Raw genomic sequence first — 13,970 nt, forward strand, 5'->3', positions numbered from 1 at the left:
AGCCGCCGCACCTTTCTCCGTGACGTCGGGCTCTCCGGCGGGGCGGGCGCGATGTTCGCCACCATGGGGGCGCTCGGCCTCGCCCCCACCGCCCGGGCCGCAAGCCGCGAACCAGCCTTCCGCGCCCCCAGCGAGGGTGATTTCAACCTGAAGGGCAAGGCCGCCGCCAAGGTGGTCGTCGTGGGCGGCGGCATCGCCGGTCTCGCCACCGCCTACGAGCTCGGCAAGGCGGGCTACGACTGCACGGTCCTGGAGGCACGCAGTCGCACGGGCGGCCGCAACTTCACCGTGCGCGGCGGGGATTCCACCACCGACATCCACGGCGTCAAGCAGACGGCTCGGTTCTCCGACGGGCAGTACATGAACGCCGGACCTGGCCGGATTCCGCAGTGGATGGTCACCCTCGACTACTGTCGCGAACTCGGCGTACCCATAGAGGTGTTCACCAATGTGAATGCCAACGCCTATATCTACAACGAGAAGTCGGGCATGAAGGCCCCGACGCGCTACCGCACCGCCAAGGCGGATGTGTACGGCTACGTGGCCGAGCTCCTCTCCAAGGCCACGGACAAGGGCGCCCTCGACCGGCAGATCACCGCCGACGACCAGGAACGGCTGCTCGACTTCCTCAAGGACTTCGGCGACATCGGTGACACCCTCGACTACACCGGCAGCCCACGGCGCGGCTACCGCGTCGACCCCGCGGCCGCCGGCACCCCGGGCGAGGAACTGGGCTCCGTCCCCTCCGCCTCCGAGGTCTTCGCCAGCGGCGTCGGGCGCTACTTCGCCTTCGAGTTCGAGTACGACCAGGCGATGTTGATGTTCCAGCCCGTCGGCGGCATGGACCGGATACCCGCCGCGCTCACCCGGGCGATAGGTGAGCGCAGGATCCGTACCGGCGCAGCCGTCACGGAGATCACCGACACCGCCCACGGCGTCACCGTCACCTACACGCAGTCCGGGCACACCCGCAGCATCGAGGCGGACTACTGCGTCGCCGCCCTGCCGCCCAACATCCTCGCCAAAACCGCCCACAACCTCGGCCCGGCCGTCCAGACCGCACTGGAGGCCTGCAAGCCGTCCTCGGCCGGAAAGATCGGGCTGGAGTACAGGAGTCGCTGGTGGGAGAGCGACCACCGGATCTACGGCGGCATCACGGAGACGGACATGGATCTGGCCCACATCTGGTATCCGTCGTACGGCCACCAAAGCCGGCGCGGCACTCTCATCGGGTACTACAACACCGGCTCCAACGCCGACGCGTACGCCGCCCTCACCCCGCGCGAGCGGGAGACGCGGGCCGTCGCGCAGGGCGTGAAGATCCACGGGGAGAAGTACCGTACGGAACTCGCCACGTCGTTCTCCCACCACTGGCGGCAGACCCCGTACCTGGAGGCCTCCTGGCACTCCCTGTCGGGCGGCCCCGACGCCCCGGTCTTCGCACCGCTCAACCAGGCAGCGGGGCGGGTCTACTTCGCCGGTGACCACCTGAGCTACGCGGACGCCTGGCAGCACGGAGCGTTCACCTCCGCACGGAAGGCGGTCACGGCACTGCATACGCGGGTACTTGGGTAAACACCATGTGAAGGGGCACGGGGCGGGAATGCCCGTGCCCTTCGGGACGTTCTTCTTCAGGAACACAAGGAGGAGCGGTAACCGTGCCTGATCCGCAGAGTTTGTACGAATGGGACCCGAAGGGCCTGGCTGTCGTCGACATGGCGCTTGCCCAGGAGTCGGCCGGCCTGGTCATGCTCTACCACTTCGAGGGATACATCGACGCGGGTGAGACCGGTGAGCAGATCGTCGACGGGCTGCTCGAATCGCTGCCCCATCAGGTCGTGGCCCGATTCGACCACGACCGCCTCGTCGACTACCGCGCACGGCGCCCGCTGCTGACGTTCAAGCGTGACCGCTGGGCGGCGTACGAGACCCCGACGCTGGACGTCCGCGTGGTCCAGGACGCCACCGGCGCCCCCTTCCTGCTGCTGTCCGGCCCCGAGCCCGACGTGGAGTGGGAGCGGTTCGCCGCCGCCGTCGAGCAGATCGTCGAGCGGCTCGGTGTCCGCCTGGCCGTCACCTTCCACGGCATCCCGATGGGTGTTCCGCACACCCGCCCGGTCGGCGTCACCCCGCACGGCAACCGCACCGACCTCATGCCCGGCCACCGCAGCCCGTTCGACGAGGCGCAGGTGCCCGGCTCCGCCGCGGCCCTCGTCGAGTACCGGCTGATGGAGGCCGGACACGACGTCCTCGGTGTCGCCGCACACGTGCCGCACTACGTCGCACGCTCCGCCTACCCCGACGCCGCGCTCACCGCGCTCGAGTCGATCACGGCCGCGACCGGACTCGTCCTGCCGACGGTCGCCCACGCCCTGCGAACCGAGGCGCACCGCACGCAGACGGAGATCGACCGCCAGATCGACCAGGGCGACGAGGAGCTCGTCTCGCTGGTCGAGGGCCTCGAGCACCAGTACGACGCGATCGCGGGCTCCGAGACCCGCGGCAATCTGGTCGCCGAGCCGGTGGACCTCCCGTCCGCCGACGAGATCGGCCTCGAATTCGAGAAGTTCCTGGCGGAGCGCGAGGGCGACAGCTGAGTCGGGTCAGGGGTCTCTCAGCAGCACCGGGCGGTGGGCACTAGGCTGCCGCCCATGCTGAAAGTGGGCCTGACCGGTGGAATCGGCGCCGGCAAGAGCGAAGTGTCCCGGACGCTCGCGGGCTACGGCGCCGTCCTCATCGACGCCGACCTGATCGCCCGCGAGGTCGTCGAGCCCGGCACCCCCGGGCTCGCCGCCGTCGTCGAGGAGTTCGGCACCGGCATCCTCACCGCCGAGGGGACACTGGACCGGCCCGCGCTCGGCTCGATCGTCTTCGCCGACAGTGAGCGCCTCGCTGCCCTCAACGCGATCGTCCACCCACTGGTCGGTGCCCGCTCCGCCGAGCTGGAACGCGCCGCGGGCCCCGGTTCCGTCGTCGTCCACGACGTGCCCCTCCTCACCGAGAACGGCCTCGCCCCGCTCTACGACCTGGTCGTCGTGGTCGACGCGGCGCCGGAGACCCAGCTCGACCGCCTCGTACACCTGCGCGGGATGACGGAGCAGGAGGCGCGCGCCAGGATGGCCGCGCAGGCCACCCGGGAGCAGCGGCGTGCGGTGGCCGATCTGGTCATCGACAACGACGGGCCGATCGCGGCCCTGGAACCGCAGGTCCGCTCGGTCTGGGCGGAGCTGGAACGGCGGGCCGCGGCCGGCTGACCCCGGGCCGGAACACCGGCGGCCGGGCCGACGTTCACCGGGCGGTGGACGAGGGAAGGATGGGACCGTGCCCGAGAGGAACCCCGAAACACACGTCATCGACTTCCGCGCGGCCGAGCAACTGCTGGCGGCGCGCGACCCGCGTGGCGCGGTCCAGCTGCTCGACTCGGTGATCGCCTCCCACCCGGAGAACACCGCGGCCCGGCTGCTGCGCGCCCGCGCCTTCTTCGCCGCGGCCCAACTGCGCCCTGCCGAGCTCGAGTTCGAACTGGTACTGGAGCGGGAGCCGGACAACGCCTTCGCGCACTTCGCCCTCGCGCGAACCTTCGAGCGCTCCGGGCATCCTGAGCGGGCCACACGCCACTTCCGGCTGGCGGCGGCGCTCGACCCGAACCCGGAGTACCTGAAGGCGGCCCGTTTCGACGGGGAGGACTGAGCGACTCCCGCGCTCAGTGCCCGTAGCGTCTGCGTCCCCTGTGATCGGGTTCGTAGGGCGGGACGGTGCGGCCCGGCTGGTAGTGCGGCCCCTGATGCATGCGGTGGACGATCACGGTCAGGTCGATCAGGACCAGCACGAGGAGCACCCCGCAGGCCGCCGCCCACCCGGCTCTGTCGGTGAGGGTGAATGCCGTCAGGCCGAAGACGGCCCAGGCCAGGCCCCATAGACTCAGCCAGAGCCGCATCCGCAGGGGACTGCGGGCAGTCGTCGGTTCATTACCGGTACGCATGGCGATCGCCTCTCCTACCAGCATGGACCCGCGACGGCGTGCGTGCGGTGATCCGACGGAAGAGGTGGGGGCGGGCCATGAACGACGCACCTCGCCGGTCGGGGTGCGGGGGAGCGGCCGCCGCCGTCGGCACGTACCCCTCGACCCACTTGTCCGACGGGGCCCGGCAGGAGTCGTGGCCCTTGCTCGGGGTGGCGAGGTCGATGTACTCGGCGCCGCGTGCGGCGCTCTGCTCGGCGATCACGTGTTCATCCGGTCGACGCTGCCCTGGAGGAAGTCGGCGTCCACCGGGAGTACGGGCTGCAGCGGCCAGCAGCCGCCCGGCTTGATGGAGAGGCCGTAGCCCGTGACGATCACCCGGGCCTGCGGCGAACGCTGGTGGATGCCGTCCAGCACGGCTGCCGGCCGGGGAGAGAACTCCGCGATGCGCTGTGCCACCTGGTCCACCCCGCCCTCGGTCAGCTTGTCCTTGCACGGGGTCGCGGTCGGGTCGAGCGTCATGCAGTCCTGCGCGATGCCGACGGGACCGGCGTCGTTCCCGCCTATCGTCAGGGTCACCAGGTCGGTGTCCGGACGCAGCGCGTCGAACTGCGGCGCCGCCGAGCCCCGGTCGTCGCGGCCGCGGAGACCACGGAACCGGCGGCGGTTTTGGCGGCCGTGGCCCGTAACGCCGAGATCGTCGCCCTCGTGGTCCGTACCGGACGGCCCGCCGGTCTGTACCGGCTCGCAGACGTCCTGTTGGAGTACCAGCTGAGCAGACCGAGCGAGGCCCTGAACGGGCTCGCACGTCTCCTGAACCCGCTGGAGGCGAAACCGGAGCCGCTGCACACGCTGGAGACGTACCTCGCACACGGACTGGACCGCAGGGCCGCGGCGGCCGCGCTGCACGTCCGCCCGAACACCGTCGACTACCGCATCCGTCGCATCGGCCGGCTGACCGGCCGCTCCCCGGCCCGGCCCACGGACCTCCAGCACCTCAGCGCGGCACTGGTGGCCCGCCGTTCGGTGTGAGACGAGGGAACGGCGGGAGCCGACCGCTCGTTCGGCCGGGTATGAGCGAACGAGTGGTACGTGAGGGATATTCAGGGACGGGGCCCGGCGCGATCACCCCGGACGGCTGCGCGGTCGAGCTGTACACCCGCCTGGCCGTCGCTGACGAGCCGGACGTGATCGCCGCCGCAGTGCCCGCCGGATCGAGCATTCTGGAACTGGGGAGCGGGGCGGGCAGGGTGACGCATCCCCTGGTCGAGCGTGGCTTCGACGTCACGGCGGTGGACGAGTCGGCGCAGATGCTGGAGCGGGTGCGCGGCGCGCGCACGGTGTGCAGCCCCATTGAGTCCCTGGACCTCGGTGACGAGACCTTCGACGTGGTCATGCTGGCGTCTTTCCTGGTGCACACGGGCGACCACCGGGTGCGGGACGGGCTGCTGCGGACCTGTCGGAGACACGTGCGCGACGGCGGAGCGGTGCTCATCCAGCGCCAGGGCGAGGACTATCACACGGACCTGCCTCGCGAGCGTGTCCACCCGGCCGGGTACACGGTCCGGATCGTCTCCTCGGAGCCGGTCGGGGACGGCGTGCATTCTGTGCGCGCCGAGTACGACTTCGAGGACGCGCAGTGGTCGCAGACGTTTCGTGCGCGTCCGCTTTCGAAGGACCAGTTCGAGGGCTGCCTGGAGGCGGCAGGGCTGAGAGTGGACCGCTATCTCACGGACGACGGTGTCTGGGTGCGGGCCGTTCCCAAGTAGCGGGGATACCCGGCGAATTGGTGGGCGGTGGGGCGATGAGTCCGGGGCGGGGAACCGGTCTGACCTTGTGTGAGCGCCACCGCCCACCGCTTCCCCGAGGAGACCGCCATGTCCGAGACCACGACCGCCGCGTCCACATCCGCCGCGTCCACGTCCGCCGCCCCCGCATCCCGCTCCGCTGCCGTCGGCCGCCGTGGCCGGGGCACCGTCGCGCTGAACGTGGCGCGGTACGCCCTCGCCCTCTTCCTCGGCTTCAGCGGGATCGCCAAGCTGATCGCCCATGAGTCAGCCGTCGAGTCCTTCGGCCGGATGGGCTGGAGCCACGGTGCGATGTACGCCATCGGCGCACTGGAGACGGCCGGGGCGATCGCGCTGCTGGTCCCGGTCCTCGCCGGGGTGGCGGCCATCGCCTTCTGCGGGCTGCTGGCAGGGGCGTCGATCGTCCAGCTGACGCTGCTCGACCCGCCGAACGCGGTGATGCCCGCGGTGCTCATCGTGGTGATGGTGCTGATCGCCCGGGACCGCCGGGACGGGACGGCGGCACTGATCGCGCTGGTCCGCCGCCGTGCGTGAGAGCGGAACGCGGGTGCGGACATGCGCCGGGTGGGCGACCCGCGGGGGCCGCGACCCGGCGCATTTCCGCACCCGCGAATCAGCGGCTCAGTGGATCAGCGGCTCAGTGGGTCAGTGGATCAGCGGCTCAGCGGATCAGTGGACGGTGGTGAAGCTGCGCCACGGCAGCGCGCTCGGCGCGTTGACGTCGGAGAGCGTCGTCGCCACGTACGTCGTGCCCGGTCCGGTGCAGTCCCGCGTGGTGTACAGGATGATGTCGATCAGCGTCTTGTTGGACACTTCCTTGGCTCCCGCGGGGGCGAGCCGGTGGCACCCCTTCACGGAGGGGCTGTTCACCATGATCACGGCGTCCCGCTCGGTCGTGTAGACGACCGGGCCGACAGCGGTCCGCCCGAGGCCCGAACAGCCTGCGACGGTGAGGGTCAGGAGCGCGGCCTGGGCGGCGATGCCGAGACGGCGGCGTCGGTGGTCGATCACGGGCATGGGCGGGTCCTCGTCTGTCTCGTCCGGCTCATCCGTACGCACTCCGTCACGCCACCCCGTGCGCCACGGAGGGACGTGCTGACGCTGGTCACCCTGCCCGGTCCCGGTGCCCCCGGCATCCGGGAGGCGGCCGGGCGGGGGACAGGTGGACGGGCGGAGGTTCGCCCACTGTCCGAAGGGGGCATAACGTGGTAATAGCGCATGATTCGGCGTGAAACAGATGTTCCGGTATTTCCGTCCGGATGGCAGGGGGCCGTCATGGTCCAGGAGCTCTTGATCGCAGTGGTGGCCGTGATAGCGGCGGCAGCCCTGTACACGGCGGCCGCAGCACGGGTCGTCAAGCAGTACGAGCGGGGCGTGGTGCTCCGGCTCGGCCGGCTCCGCAACGATGTGCGCGGGCCGGGATTCACGATGGTGCTGCCCGGCGTCGAGCGGCTGCGCAAGGTCAACATGCAGATCGTGACCATGCCTGTGCCGGCGCAGGACGGGATCACGCGGGACAACGTCACGGTGCGCGTGGACGCGGTCATCTACTTCAAGGTGGTCGACGCGGCGAGCGCGGTCGTCGAGGTGGAGGACTACCGGTTCGCCGTCTCGCAGATGGCGCAGACGTCGTTGCGTTCGATCATCGGCAAGAGCGATCTGGATGATCTGCTCTCCAACCGGGAGAAGCTCAACCAGGGCCTGGAGCTGATGATCGACAGCCCTGCGGTCGGGTGGGGCGTGCAGATCGACCGGGTCGAGATCAAGGACGTCTCGCTGCCGGAGACGATGAAACGCTCCATGGCCCGCCAGGCGGAGGCCGACCGTGAGCGGCGTGCCCGGGTCATCAACGCGGACGCGGAACTCCAGGCGTCCAAGAAGCTGGCCGAGGCGGCATCGCAGATGTCCGCCCAGCCCGCCGCGTTGCAGCTGAGGCTGTTGCAGACCGTGGTGGCGGTGGCGGCGGAGAAGAACTCCACCCTGGTGCTGCCGTTCCCGGTGGAGCTCCTCCGCTTCCTCGAGCGGGCCCAGCAGCCGGCCCAGCAGCAGCCGGCCCAGCAGCCGGCCCAGCAGCAGCCGGCGCCGCCGCAGCCCGTGGAGCGGGCGCCGGAGGCCTCCGCGCCGCCTCCGCCTCCGCCGGCGGAGCAGCCCGCACCCACCCCCTCCGCACCCGCCCCCTCTGATCCGGCGGCGTCGGGTTCCGGACGGCTGCGTCCTGCCACACCGAGGACCGCAGCCCCGGCTTCCGGGCGGCCCCGCCCCACCGGATCGAAGCCGCTGGCCAGGCACTGACCCGGCAGCCCGCCAGGCACACCCCCGGTCACGCTCCGGCCGCTGCCGGACCCCGTACGAGTTGCGGGAACGGCGGCGGCCGGTCCGTTGTCAGACCGCCCGCCTAGACTCGCGAGTCGAAGGGTTCCCGTGCCGGCCAGGCTGACCAGGCACGGAGAGCCGAGGACACAGAGGCCCGCGAGCGGGCCCTGACGTGACGGGAAGGGGGAGAGGCCGGTGGGTATCGCACCGTCACCGCAGGACGCGGCCGTCGGCCGCCTGCTGCGCTGCGCCGCGGTCTTCCTGCCCGCCGCCCTCCCCCGCGAGGGACGGATCGCGTTCTGGCACCCGGAAGGGCACCCGCTGCCCGACCCGGTCGACCTGTGGGGGCCCGGCACCGGGGCCCTGGAGGGCCCCGGTGGACCCGCCGAGGCGGACGGCTCGGGCGCGCGGGCCTCCGAGATCACGGTCGTCCGCCGCGACGACGAGCAGGGGGACGTCCGCCGGAGCACCGTGCCCGCCCTGCTGGTCCCGGTCGCCGAAGCCGTGCCCCTGCTGGCCCGTGCCCGACACCTGCGGTCCGCCCACCCCGCCACCCGCTGCTGGGGCGCCGCCACCCTGCACGCGCTCCACCTCGTCTCCCGCGGCCGGATGCTCCCCGGACTGACTGCCGACGACCACGACGCCTGGCGGGCCGGACCGCGCGACGCCGAGGACATCGCCCACCTGCGTGCGGTCGCCGCGGCCATGCCCGCCGAGGGGTATGCGATCCCTGTCCCGGACCGCACGCCCCTGCGGGTCCCCGACCCCGAGCCGCTCATCGGCTCCTTCCTCGACGCGGTGGCCGACACCCTGCCCCGGACCCCCGCGGCCGCCTTCGCCATGGGCGCGCCCTTCGCGGCCCGGGAGGGCCGGCACCTGCCCGGCGTCCGGGAGTGGGCGGTCGAGGTCGCGGCAGGACTGGACGCGGGCGTACGGGTGTCGCTGCGCCTGGACCTCTCGGCGTACGAGCTCTTCGACGCGACCGGCACCACCGGCGCCACGGCGGGCGAGGAGACGGCCGACGGCTACGCACCGGCCGCTGCACGGCATGCCGGCGCCGCCATCACCCAGGTGCACAGCCTCGCCGACCCCACCTACGTCGTCGACGCGGCCGCCCTGTGGAACGGCACGGCGGGCGAACCCTTCGGCCCGCGCTCCCGGATCGACGCCGTGCTCGCCCTGCGCCGCGCCGCCCGCGTCTGGGCCCCGCTGGAACGACTGCTGGACCAGCCCGTCCCCGACGTGCTGGCCCTCACCGAGGACGAGTTGCAGGAGCTGCTGGGCGCCGGCGGGGCACGGCTGTCGGCCGCCGGGGTGAGCGTGCACTGGCCCAGGGAGCTCGCCCGCTCCCTCACCGCGGCGGCCGTCGTGCGACCCGCGCCCGGCTCGGCCACCGACGGCACCTCCTTCTTCGACGCCGAACAGCTCTTCAGTTTCAACTGGCAGCTCTCACTGGGGGACCAGAAGCTGACCGAGGCCGAGATGGACGTGCTCGCCGAGGCACACCGGCCCGTCGTGCGGCTGCGCGACCAGTGGGTCGTCGTCGACCCCGCTCTCGTACGCAAGGCACGCAAGCGGGAGCTGGGCCTGCTCGACCCGGTGGACGCCCTGGCCGTCGCCCTGACCGGCAGCGCGGAAGTGGACGGCGAGCAGGTCGAGGCCGTGCCGGTCGGCGCGCTGGCCGCGCTGCGCGCCCGCATCGTCGAGGACGACACCCTCATCGCACCGCCGCCCGGTCTCGACGCCACCCTCCGCGACTACCAGCTGCGCGGTCTGGCCTGGCTGGACCGGATGACGTCGCTGGGCCTCGGGGGCTGCCTGGCCGACGACATGGGTCTCGGCAAGACCATCACCCTCATCGCCCTCCATCTGCACCGCGCCCACCCCGCTCCCACACTGGTGATCTGCCCCGCCTCGCTGCTGGGCAACTGGCACCGGGAGATCAACCGCTTCGCGCCCGGCGTCCCCGTGCGGCGGTTCCACGGCCCCGACCGCACCCTGGCCGAGCCCGACGGCGGCTTCGTCCTCACCACGTACGGCACGATGCGCTCCAGCGCGGTCGAACTGGCCGCCCACAGCTGGGGACTGGTCGTCGCCGACGAGGCCCAGCACGTGAAGAACCCGCACTCCTCCACGGCGAAGGCGCTGCGCACCATCCCGTCCCCGGCCCGGGTCGCCCTGACCGGCACCCCCGTCGAGAACAACCTCTCCGAGCTCTGGGCGCTGCTCGACTGGACCACTCCCGGACTGCTCGGCCCCCTCAAGGCGTTCCGGGCCCGCCACGCCCGCATCGTGGAGAACACCGGAACTGCCGCGGGCATCGCCAACGACGAAGCGGTGGAGCGGCTCTCCCGGCTGGTCAGGCCCTTCCTGCTGCGCCGCAAGAAGTCCGACCCGGGCATCGCCCCCGAGCTGCCGCCCAAGACGGAGACCGACCACGCCGTCTTCCTCACGCGCGAACAGGCCACGCTCTACGAGGCCACGGTGCGCGAGACCATGGCGTTCATCGAGGCCTCCGAGGGCATCGCCCGGCGCGGCCTGATCATGAAGCTGCTGGCCTCGCTCAAGCAGATCTGCAACCACCCCGCGCAGTATCTGAAGGAGGAACCGACCCGGCTCACAGGCCGGTCGGGGAAGCTCGCGCTGCTCGACGAACTCCTCGACACGATCCTCGCCGAGGACGGCTCGGTGCTCGTCTTCACCCAGTACGTGACGATGGCCCGGCTGCTCTCCGCGCACCTCACCTCGCGCGCGATCCCCTCCCAGCTCCTGCACGGCGGTACGCCGGTGCCCGAGCGGGAGCGGATGGTGGACCGCTTCCAGTCCGGCGAGGTACCGGTCTTCCTGCTCTCCCTCAAGGCCGCCGGCACCGGACTGAACCTCACCCGGGCCGCCCATGTCATCCACTACGACCGCTGGTGGAACCCGGCGGTCGAGGAGCAGGCCACGGACCGTGCGTACCGCATCGGGCAGACCCAGCCGGTCCAGGTGCACCGGCTGATCGCCGAAGGCACCGTCGAGGACCGGATCGGCGAGATGCTGCTGGCCAAGCGGGCCCTGGCCGACGCCGTGCTCGGCAGCGGAGAGACCGCGCTGACCGAGCTCAGCGACCGCGACCTGGCCGATCTCGTCTCGCTCCGGAGGCCGTCGTGAGCCCCCGTCCCGCCTCCGGTGCCCGCCCCCACGCCTCCACCGGCCCCCGGCCCGCCACCCGGTCCCGGCCCGGCCCCGACGACCTGCGGCGGACCTTCGAGGCCGTGCCCGCACGCACCTCCGGCGACGACGAGCCGTTCGCGGACAGCTGGTGGGGCAGGGCCTGGGTGGCGGCGCTGGAGGACCTCTCGATGGACGGGCCCAGGCTCGCCCGCGGACGCGCGTACGCGGACAGCGGGAACGTCGCCGCGATCACCGTCACCCCGGGGCGTGTCGTCGCCTACGTGCACGGCAGCCGCCCCCGCCCCTACCGCGCCGAGCTCCGGCTGCGCGCCCTCACCGACCCCGACTGGGACACCTTCCTCGACGCGGTCGCCGCCCGCCCCGGTCATCTCGCCGCACTGCTCGCCAAGGAGATGCCGCACTCCCTCGCCGACACGGCGGCGGCCGCCGGAGTCGCCCTGCTCCCCGCGGCCGACGACCTCGACCCCGGCTGCTCCTGCCCCGACCACGGCTGGCCGTGCAAGCACGTGGCGGCGCTCTGCTACCAGATGGCCCGCCTCCTGGACGCCGACCCGTTCGTCCTCCTGCTGCTGCGCGGCCGGGGCGAGCGCGAACTCCTGGAGGACCTGGGCCGGCGCAACGCCGCACACTCCGCGCGCGAGCGGCCCGCGGCGCCCGCCGCCCCGTCCGTACCGGCACAGGAGGCGTTCGCCGACCGCTTCCTGCCGCCGCTGCCCGCCCCCTTCCCGGTGGAGCCGCATCCGGGCCGGCCGCCCTCGTACCCGGAGTTCCCCGGCGCCCGGGACCCCCTCGCCCTCGACCAGCTCGCCACCGACGCCGCCGCCCGCGCCCACGCACTGCTGGCCACCGGTGCCGACCCGCTGGCCGGGCTCACCGCCTGGCAGGACGCGGTCCGGCTGGCAGCCGCCCGCCCCACGGCCGGACTCACCGCCACCACCCGCGCCCTCTACCGTGAACTGGCATCCGCCACCGGCCGCAACACCACCGACCTGGCCCGGGCCGTAGCAGCCTGGCGCCAGGGCGGCGCCGAGGGGCTCGCCGTCCTGGAGACGCCGTGGGATCCCCCGGCCGGCCCGTTCGACCGAGCCCGGCCGGCGCTCGCGGCGGCCGGCTTCCCACGCTTCCAGCCGTGGCGCAACCACCTCACCCACCCCGGCGGCACACTCCAGCTCCGCTTCGGCCACGACGGCCGGTGGTACGGCTACGAGTCGGACGCCGGCGAGGACGAGTGGTGGCCCAGGGCCGCACCGGACTCCGACCCGGTGGGCGCGCTGCTGGAACTCAGCGGCGGCTGACGGCCGGCTCGGGAACCGCTCCGGGCGGGCAGCACGGCGTCTACGGCGGCAGCGGCGAAACCGGGCGGAACCGGCTCGTTCCGCAGCAGCGCCCGCATCCATACGGCCCCGGCGATCAGGTCGAGCAGCAGCATCGGGTCGACGCCCGGGGGAAGTTCGCCGCGTGCGGCGGCCCGTGCGAACACCGGCTGCTCGCGGGAGAACCGGTCGGCGAAGAAGTCGCGGGTCAGTGCGGCGAGTTCGTCGTCCGGCAGCCCCGACCCCGAGGTCACGGCCCGCACGACCGGCTGGGTGCGTACGCCGGTGACCAGGCCGATGACCTGCTCCGTCAGCGCGACCAGGTCCACCGCGCAGTGTGCCGGTGTCGGGAACATCGATACTCAGGAAGCGAATGCCGTGGGTGCCGGAACGGGTGTGGCAGCGGACGGCTCTCTCGCAGCGCGAAGTGAACACGGCCATCGGCCTCATGGGAGGGATCGTCGCGGCCGCCGCTGCGGACGGCGCGCGCACCGGAGGCCGCAGCCCGTTCTTCGGCACCGTCCTGGTCGGCTTCGGGCTGCACGGCGTGGTGCACCTGGCGCAGTCGGCGGCGTACGGCGGCTACACCCCGGGGGTGGCCACGTCGCCGACCGTCGTCATTCCGTACTCGCTCTGGGCGCTGCGTCGGCTGCGGGAGGCGGGCGTCCCGCTGGGCGGGGGCCGCACGGCGGCCACCGGGCTCGCGTTCCTGCCGGTGGCCGTGGTGGGGGTGCACGCGGCGGCACGCCTTCTGTCCCGGCGGCGTACGGCCGGCGCGTGACCGGGCGCCGCCGGCGCCCGGCATCAGAAGTCAGCCGTCGTCCGCTCCTCCAGCCGCGCCACCGAGTCCTGGGCATACGCCTTCTCGTACGCGTTGCGGATCCGCTCGATCTGCGGATCGCGCACCCTGGCCTCGGACGCCGGGTAGAGCAGAGTCAGTTCGTAGCTGCGCTCCCGCTCGATGACTCCGTGGGAGTCCCGCCACTGCCCCCGGCCGTCCTGGATGGTCAGCCCGTTCGGGAAGCGCGGGGTGACTTCGTCATCGATGAAGTCCAGGAACTGCCGATCGCTCACATCCGGTCCACCGTCCGGGCGTTCGGTGCCGAAGAACAGCCGCGTCTCGACGTAGTCCTTGCCCCGCGCGGCCAACGTCGCCGGCCCTGAGTCCGTGGGGGAGCCCGTTCCCAGCGTGGCGTACGCGACGGGTGTGCCCACGGCCAGGACCGCGAGGCCCGTCGCGGCGATGGCGAGTGCGGCGCGACGGCGCGGGCGGAGGCGGGGGTCCGCACATCCGGGGGTGGCCGGGTTCTGTGCGCCGGCGAAGCGAGGGAGACGAGGCATGGGGAGGCCCTTCGTACCAGGTGCGGGGCAGGTGCGCGGGGCTCACTGTGGCAAGCT

General features: G+C 72.6%; 14 protein-coding genes and 2 pseudogenes. 11 read left to right on the forward strand and 5 right to left on the reverse strand.

Translation table 11 applies throughout. The features are described from left to right. Positions 1–51 precede the first annotated feature (51 nt). The 4 genes from ACIBJG_RS09135 (at position 52) to ACIBJG_RS09150 (ending at position 3,690) form a co-directional block, all read left to right on the forward strand. Positions 52–1,575: a flavin monoamine oxidase family protein gene (locus ACIBJG_RS09135; RefSeq protein ID WP_399306296.1), complete on the forward strand. Its 1,524-nt coding sequence runs from the start codon at positions 52–54 to the stop codon at positions 1,573–1,575. Positions 1,576–1,658: 83 nt separating this feature from the next. Then, complete coding sequence (locus ACIBJG_RS09140; RefSeq protein WP_399305888.1) at positions 1,659–2,597, forward strand: PAC2 family protein; 939 nt, start codon at positions 1,659–1,661, stop codon at positions 2,595–2,597. Between the two features lie 54 nt (positions 2,598–2,651). Beyond that, positions 2,652–3,254 (forward strand): dephospho-CoA kinase, encoded by a 603-nt coding sequence (gene coaE, locus ACIBJG_RS09145; RefSeq protein ID WP_399305891.1) that lies wholly within the window; start codon positions 2,652–2,654, stop codon positions 3,252–3,254. A 67-nt stretch (positions 3,255–3,321) separates the two neighbouring features. After that, positions 3,322–3,690, forward strand: a complete 369-nt coding sequence (locus tag ACIBJG_RS09150) for a tetratricopeptide repeat protein (protein WP_399305893.1) — start codon at positions 3,322–3,324, stop codon at positions 3,688–3,690. A gap of 13 nt (positions 3,691–3,703) precedes the next feature. Here the strand turns inward: ACIBJG_RS09150 and ACIBJG_RS09155 are convergent, their stop codons facing one another. Next, positions 3,704–3,982, reverse strand: coding sequence for a DUF6343 family protein (locus ACIBJG_RS09155; RefSeq protein WP_399305896.1), 279 nt, complete (start codon positions 3,980–3,982; stop codon positions 3,704–3,706). After that, a pseudogene (locus ACIBJG_RS09160) lies at positions 3,969–4,588 on the reverse strand (GDSL-type esterase/lipase family protein); the annotation flags it as partial. The gene ACIBJG_RS09155 and the pseudogene ACIBJG_RS09160, both read right to left, overlap by 14 nt. Between ACIBJG_RS09160 and ACIBJG_RS09165 the strand changes: the two are divergent. From ACIBJG_RS09165 to ACIBJG_RS09175, 3 genes and pseudogenes are all read left to right on the forward strand, one after another. Beyond that, positions 4,589–4,993: pseudogene (locus ACIBJG_RS09165) on the forward strand (helix-turn-helix domain-containing protein); the annotation flags it as partial. It abuts the pseudogene before it with no gap. 41 nt (positions 4,994–5,034) lie between these two features. Beyond that, positions 5,035–5,730 (forward strand): class I SAM-dependent methyltransferase, encoded by a 696-nt coding sequence (locus ACIBJG_RS09170; protein ID WP_399305899.1) that lies wholly within the window; start codon positions 5,035–5,037, stop codon positions 5,728–5,730. Between the two features lie 108 nt (positions 5,731–5,838). Next, the gene (locus tag ACIBJG_RS09175; RefSeq protein WP_399305902.1) at positions 5,839–6,303 is read left to right on the forward strand and encodes a DoxX family protein; all 465 of its coding nucleotides are present in this window, start codon (positions 5,839–5,841) and stop codon (positions 6,301–6,303) included. Positions 6,304–6,438: 135 nt separating this feature from the next. Here the strand turns inward: ACIBJG_RS09175 and ACIBJG_RS09180 are convergent, their stop codons facing one another. After that, positions 6,439–6,786, reverse strand: coding sequence for a hypothetical protein (locus tag ACIBJG_RS09180; protein WP_399305905.1), 348 nt, complete (start codon positions 6,784–6,786; stop codon positions 6,439–6,441). 258 nt (positions 6,787–7,044) lie between these two features. Between ACIBJG_RS09180 and ACIBJG_RS09185 the strand changes: the two genes are divergently transcribed. The 3 genes from ACIBJG_RS09185 to ACIBJG_RS09195 all read left to right on the forward strand — a co-directional run bounded on the left by ACIBJG_RS09185 (position 7,045) and on the right by ACIBJG_RS09195 (position 12,554). Then, positions 7,045–8,061: a slipin family protein gene (locus tag ACIBJG_RS09185; RefSeq protein ID WP_399305908.1), complete on the forward strand. Its 1,017-nt coding sequence runs from the start codon at positions 7,045–7,047 to the stop codon at positions 8,059–8,061. 216 nt (positions 8,062–8,277) lie between these two features. Continuing rightward, a complete protein-coding gene (locus ACIBJG_RS09190) occupies positions 8,278–11,235 on the forward strand; it encodes a DEAD/DEAH box helicase (protein WP_399305911.1) in 2,958 nt (985 codons plus the stop codon). Then, positions 11,232–12,554: an SWIM zinc finger family protein gene (locus ACIBJG_RS09195; protein WP_399305914.1), complete on the forward strand. Its 1,323-nt coding sequence runs from the start codon at positions 11,232–11,234 to the stop codon at positions 12,552–12,554. The genes ACIBJG_RS09190 and ACIBJG_RS09195 overlap by 4 nt, the downstream gene beginning before the upstream one ends. On the opposite strand, the gene ACIBJG_RS09200 is transcribed toward ACIBJG_RS09195, so the two are convergent. Continuing rightward, positions 12,461–12,928, reverse strand: a complete 468-nt coding sequence (locus ACIBJG_RS09200; RefSeq protein WP_399305917.1) for a TetR-like C-terminal domain-containing protein — start codon at positions 12,926–12,928, stop codon at positions 12,461–12,463. The genes ACIBJG_RS09195 and ACIBJG_RS09200 overlap by 94 nt on opposite strands. Before the next feature lie 17 nt (positions 12,929–12,945). Between ACIBJG_RS09200 and ACIBJG_RS09205 the strand changes: the two genes are divergently transcribed. Next, entirely contained in the window at positions 12,946–13,353 is a 408-nt protein-coding gene (locus ACIBJG_RS09205; RefSeq protein ID WP_399305920.1) for an HXXEE domain-containing protein, read from the forward strand. Positions 13,354–13,376: 23 nt separating this feature from the next. On the opposite strand, the gene ACIBJG_RS09210 is transcribed toward ACIBJG_RS09205, so the two are convergent. Beyond that, the gene (locus tag ACIBJG_RS09210; RefSeq protein WP_399305923.1) at positions 13,377–13,913 is read right to left on the reverse strand and encodes a DUF3574 domain-containing protein; all 537 of its coding nucleotides are present in this window, start codon (positions 13,911–13,913) and stop codon (positions 13,377–13,379) included. Positions 13,914–13,970: the final 57 nt, after the last annotated feature.

This window comes from Streptomyces sp. NPDC050422 (genome assembly GCF_044458665.1).
Lineage (GTDB): Bacteria > Actinomycetota > Actinomycetes > Streptomycetales > Streptomycetaceae > Streptomyces.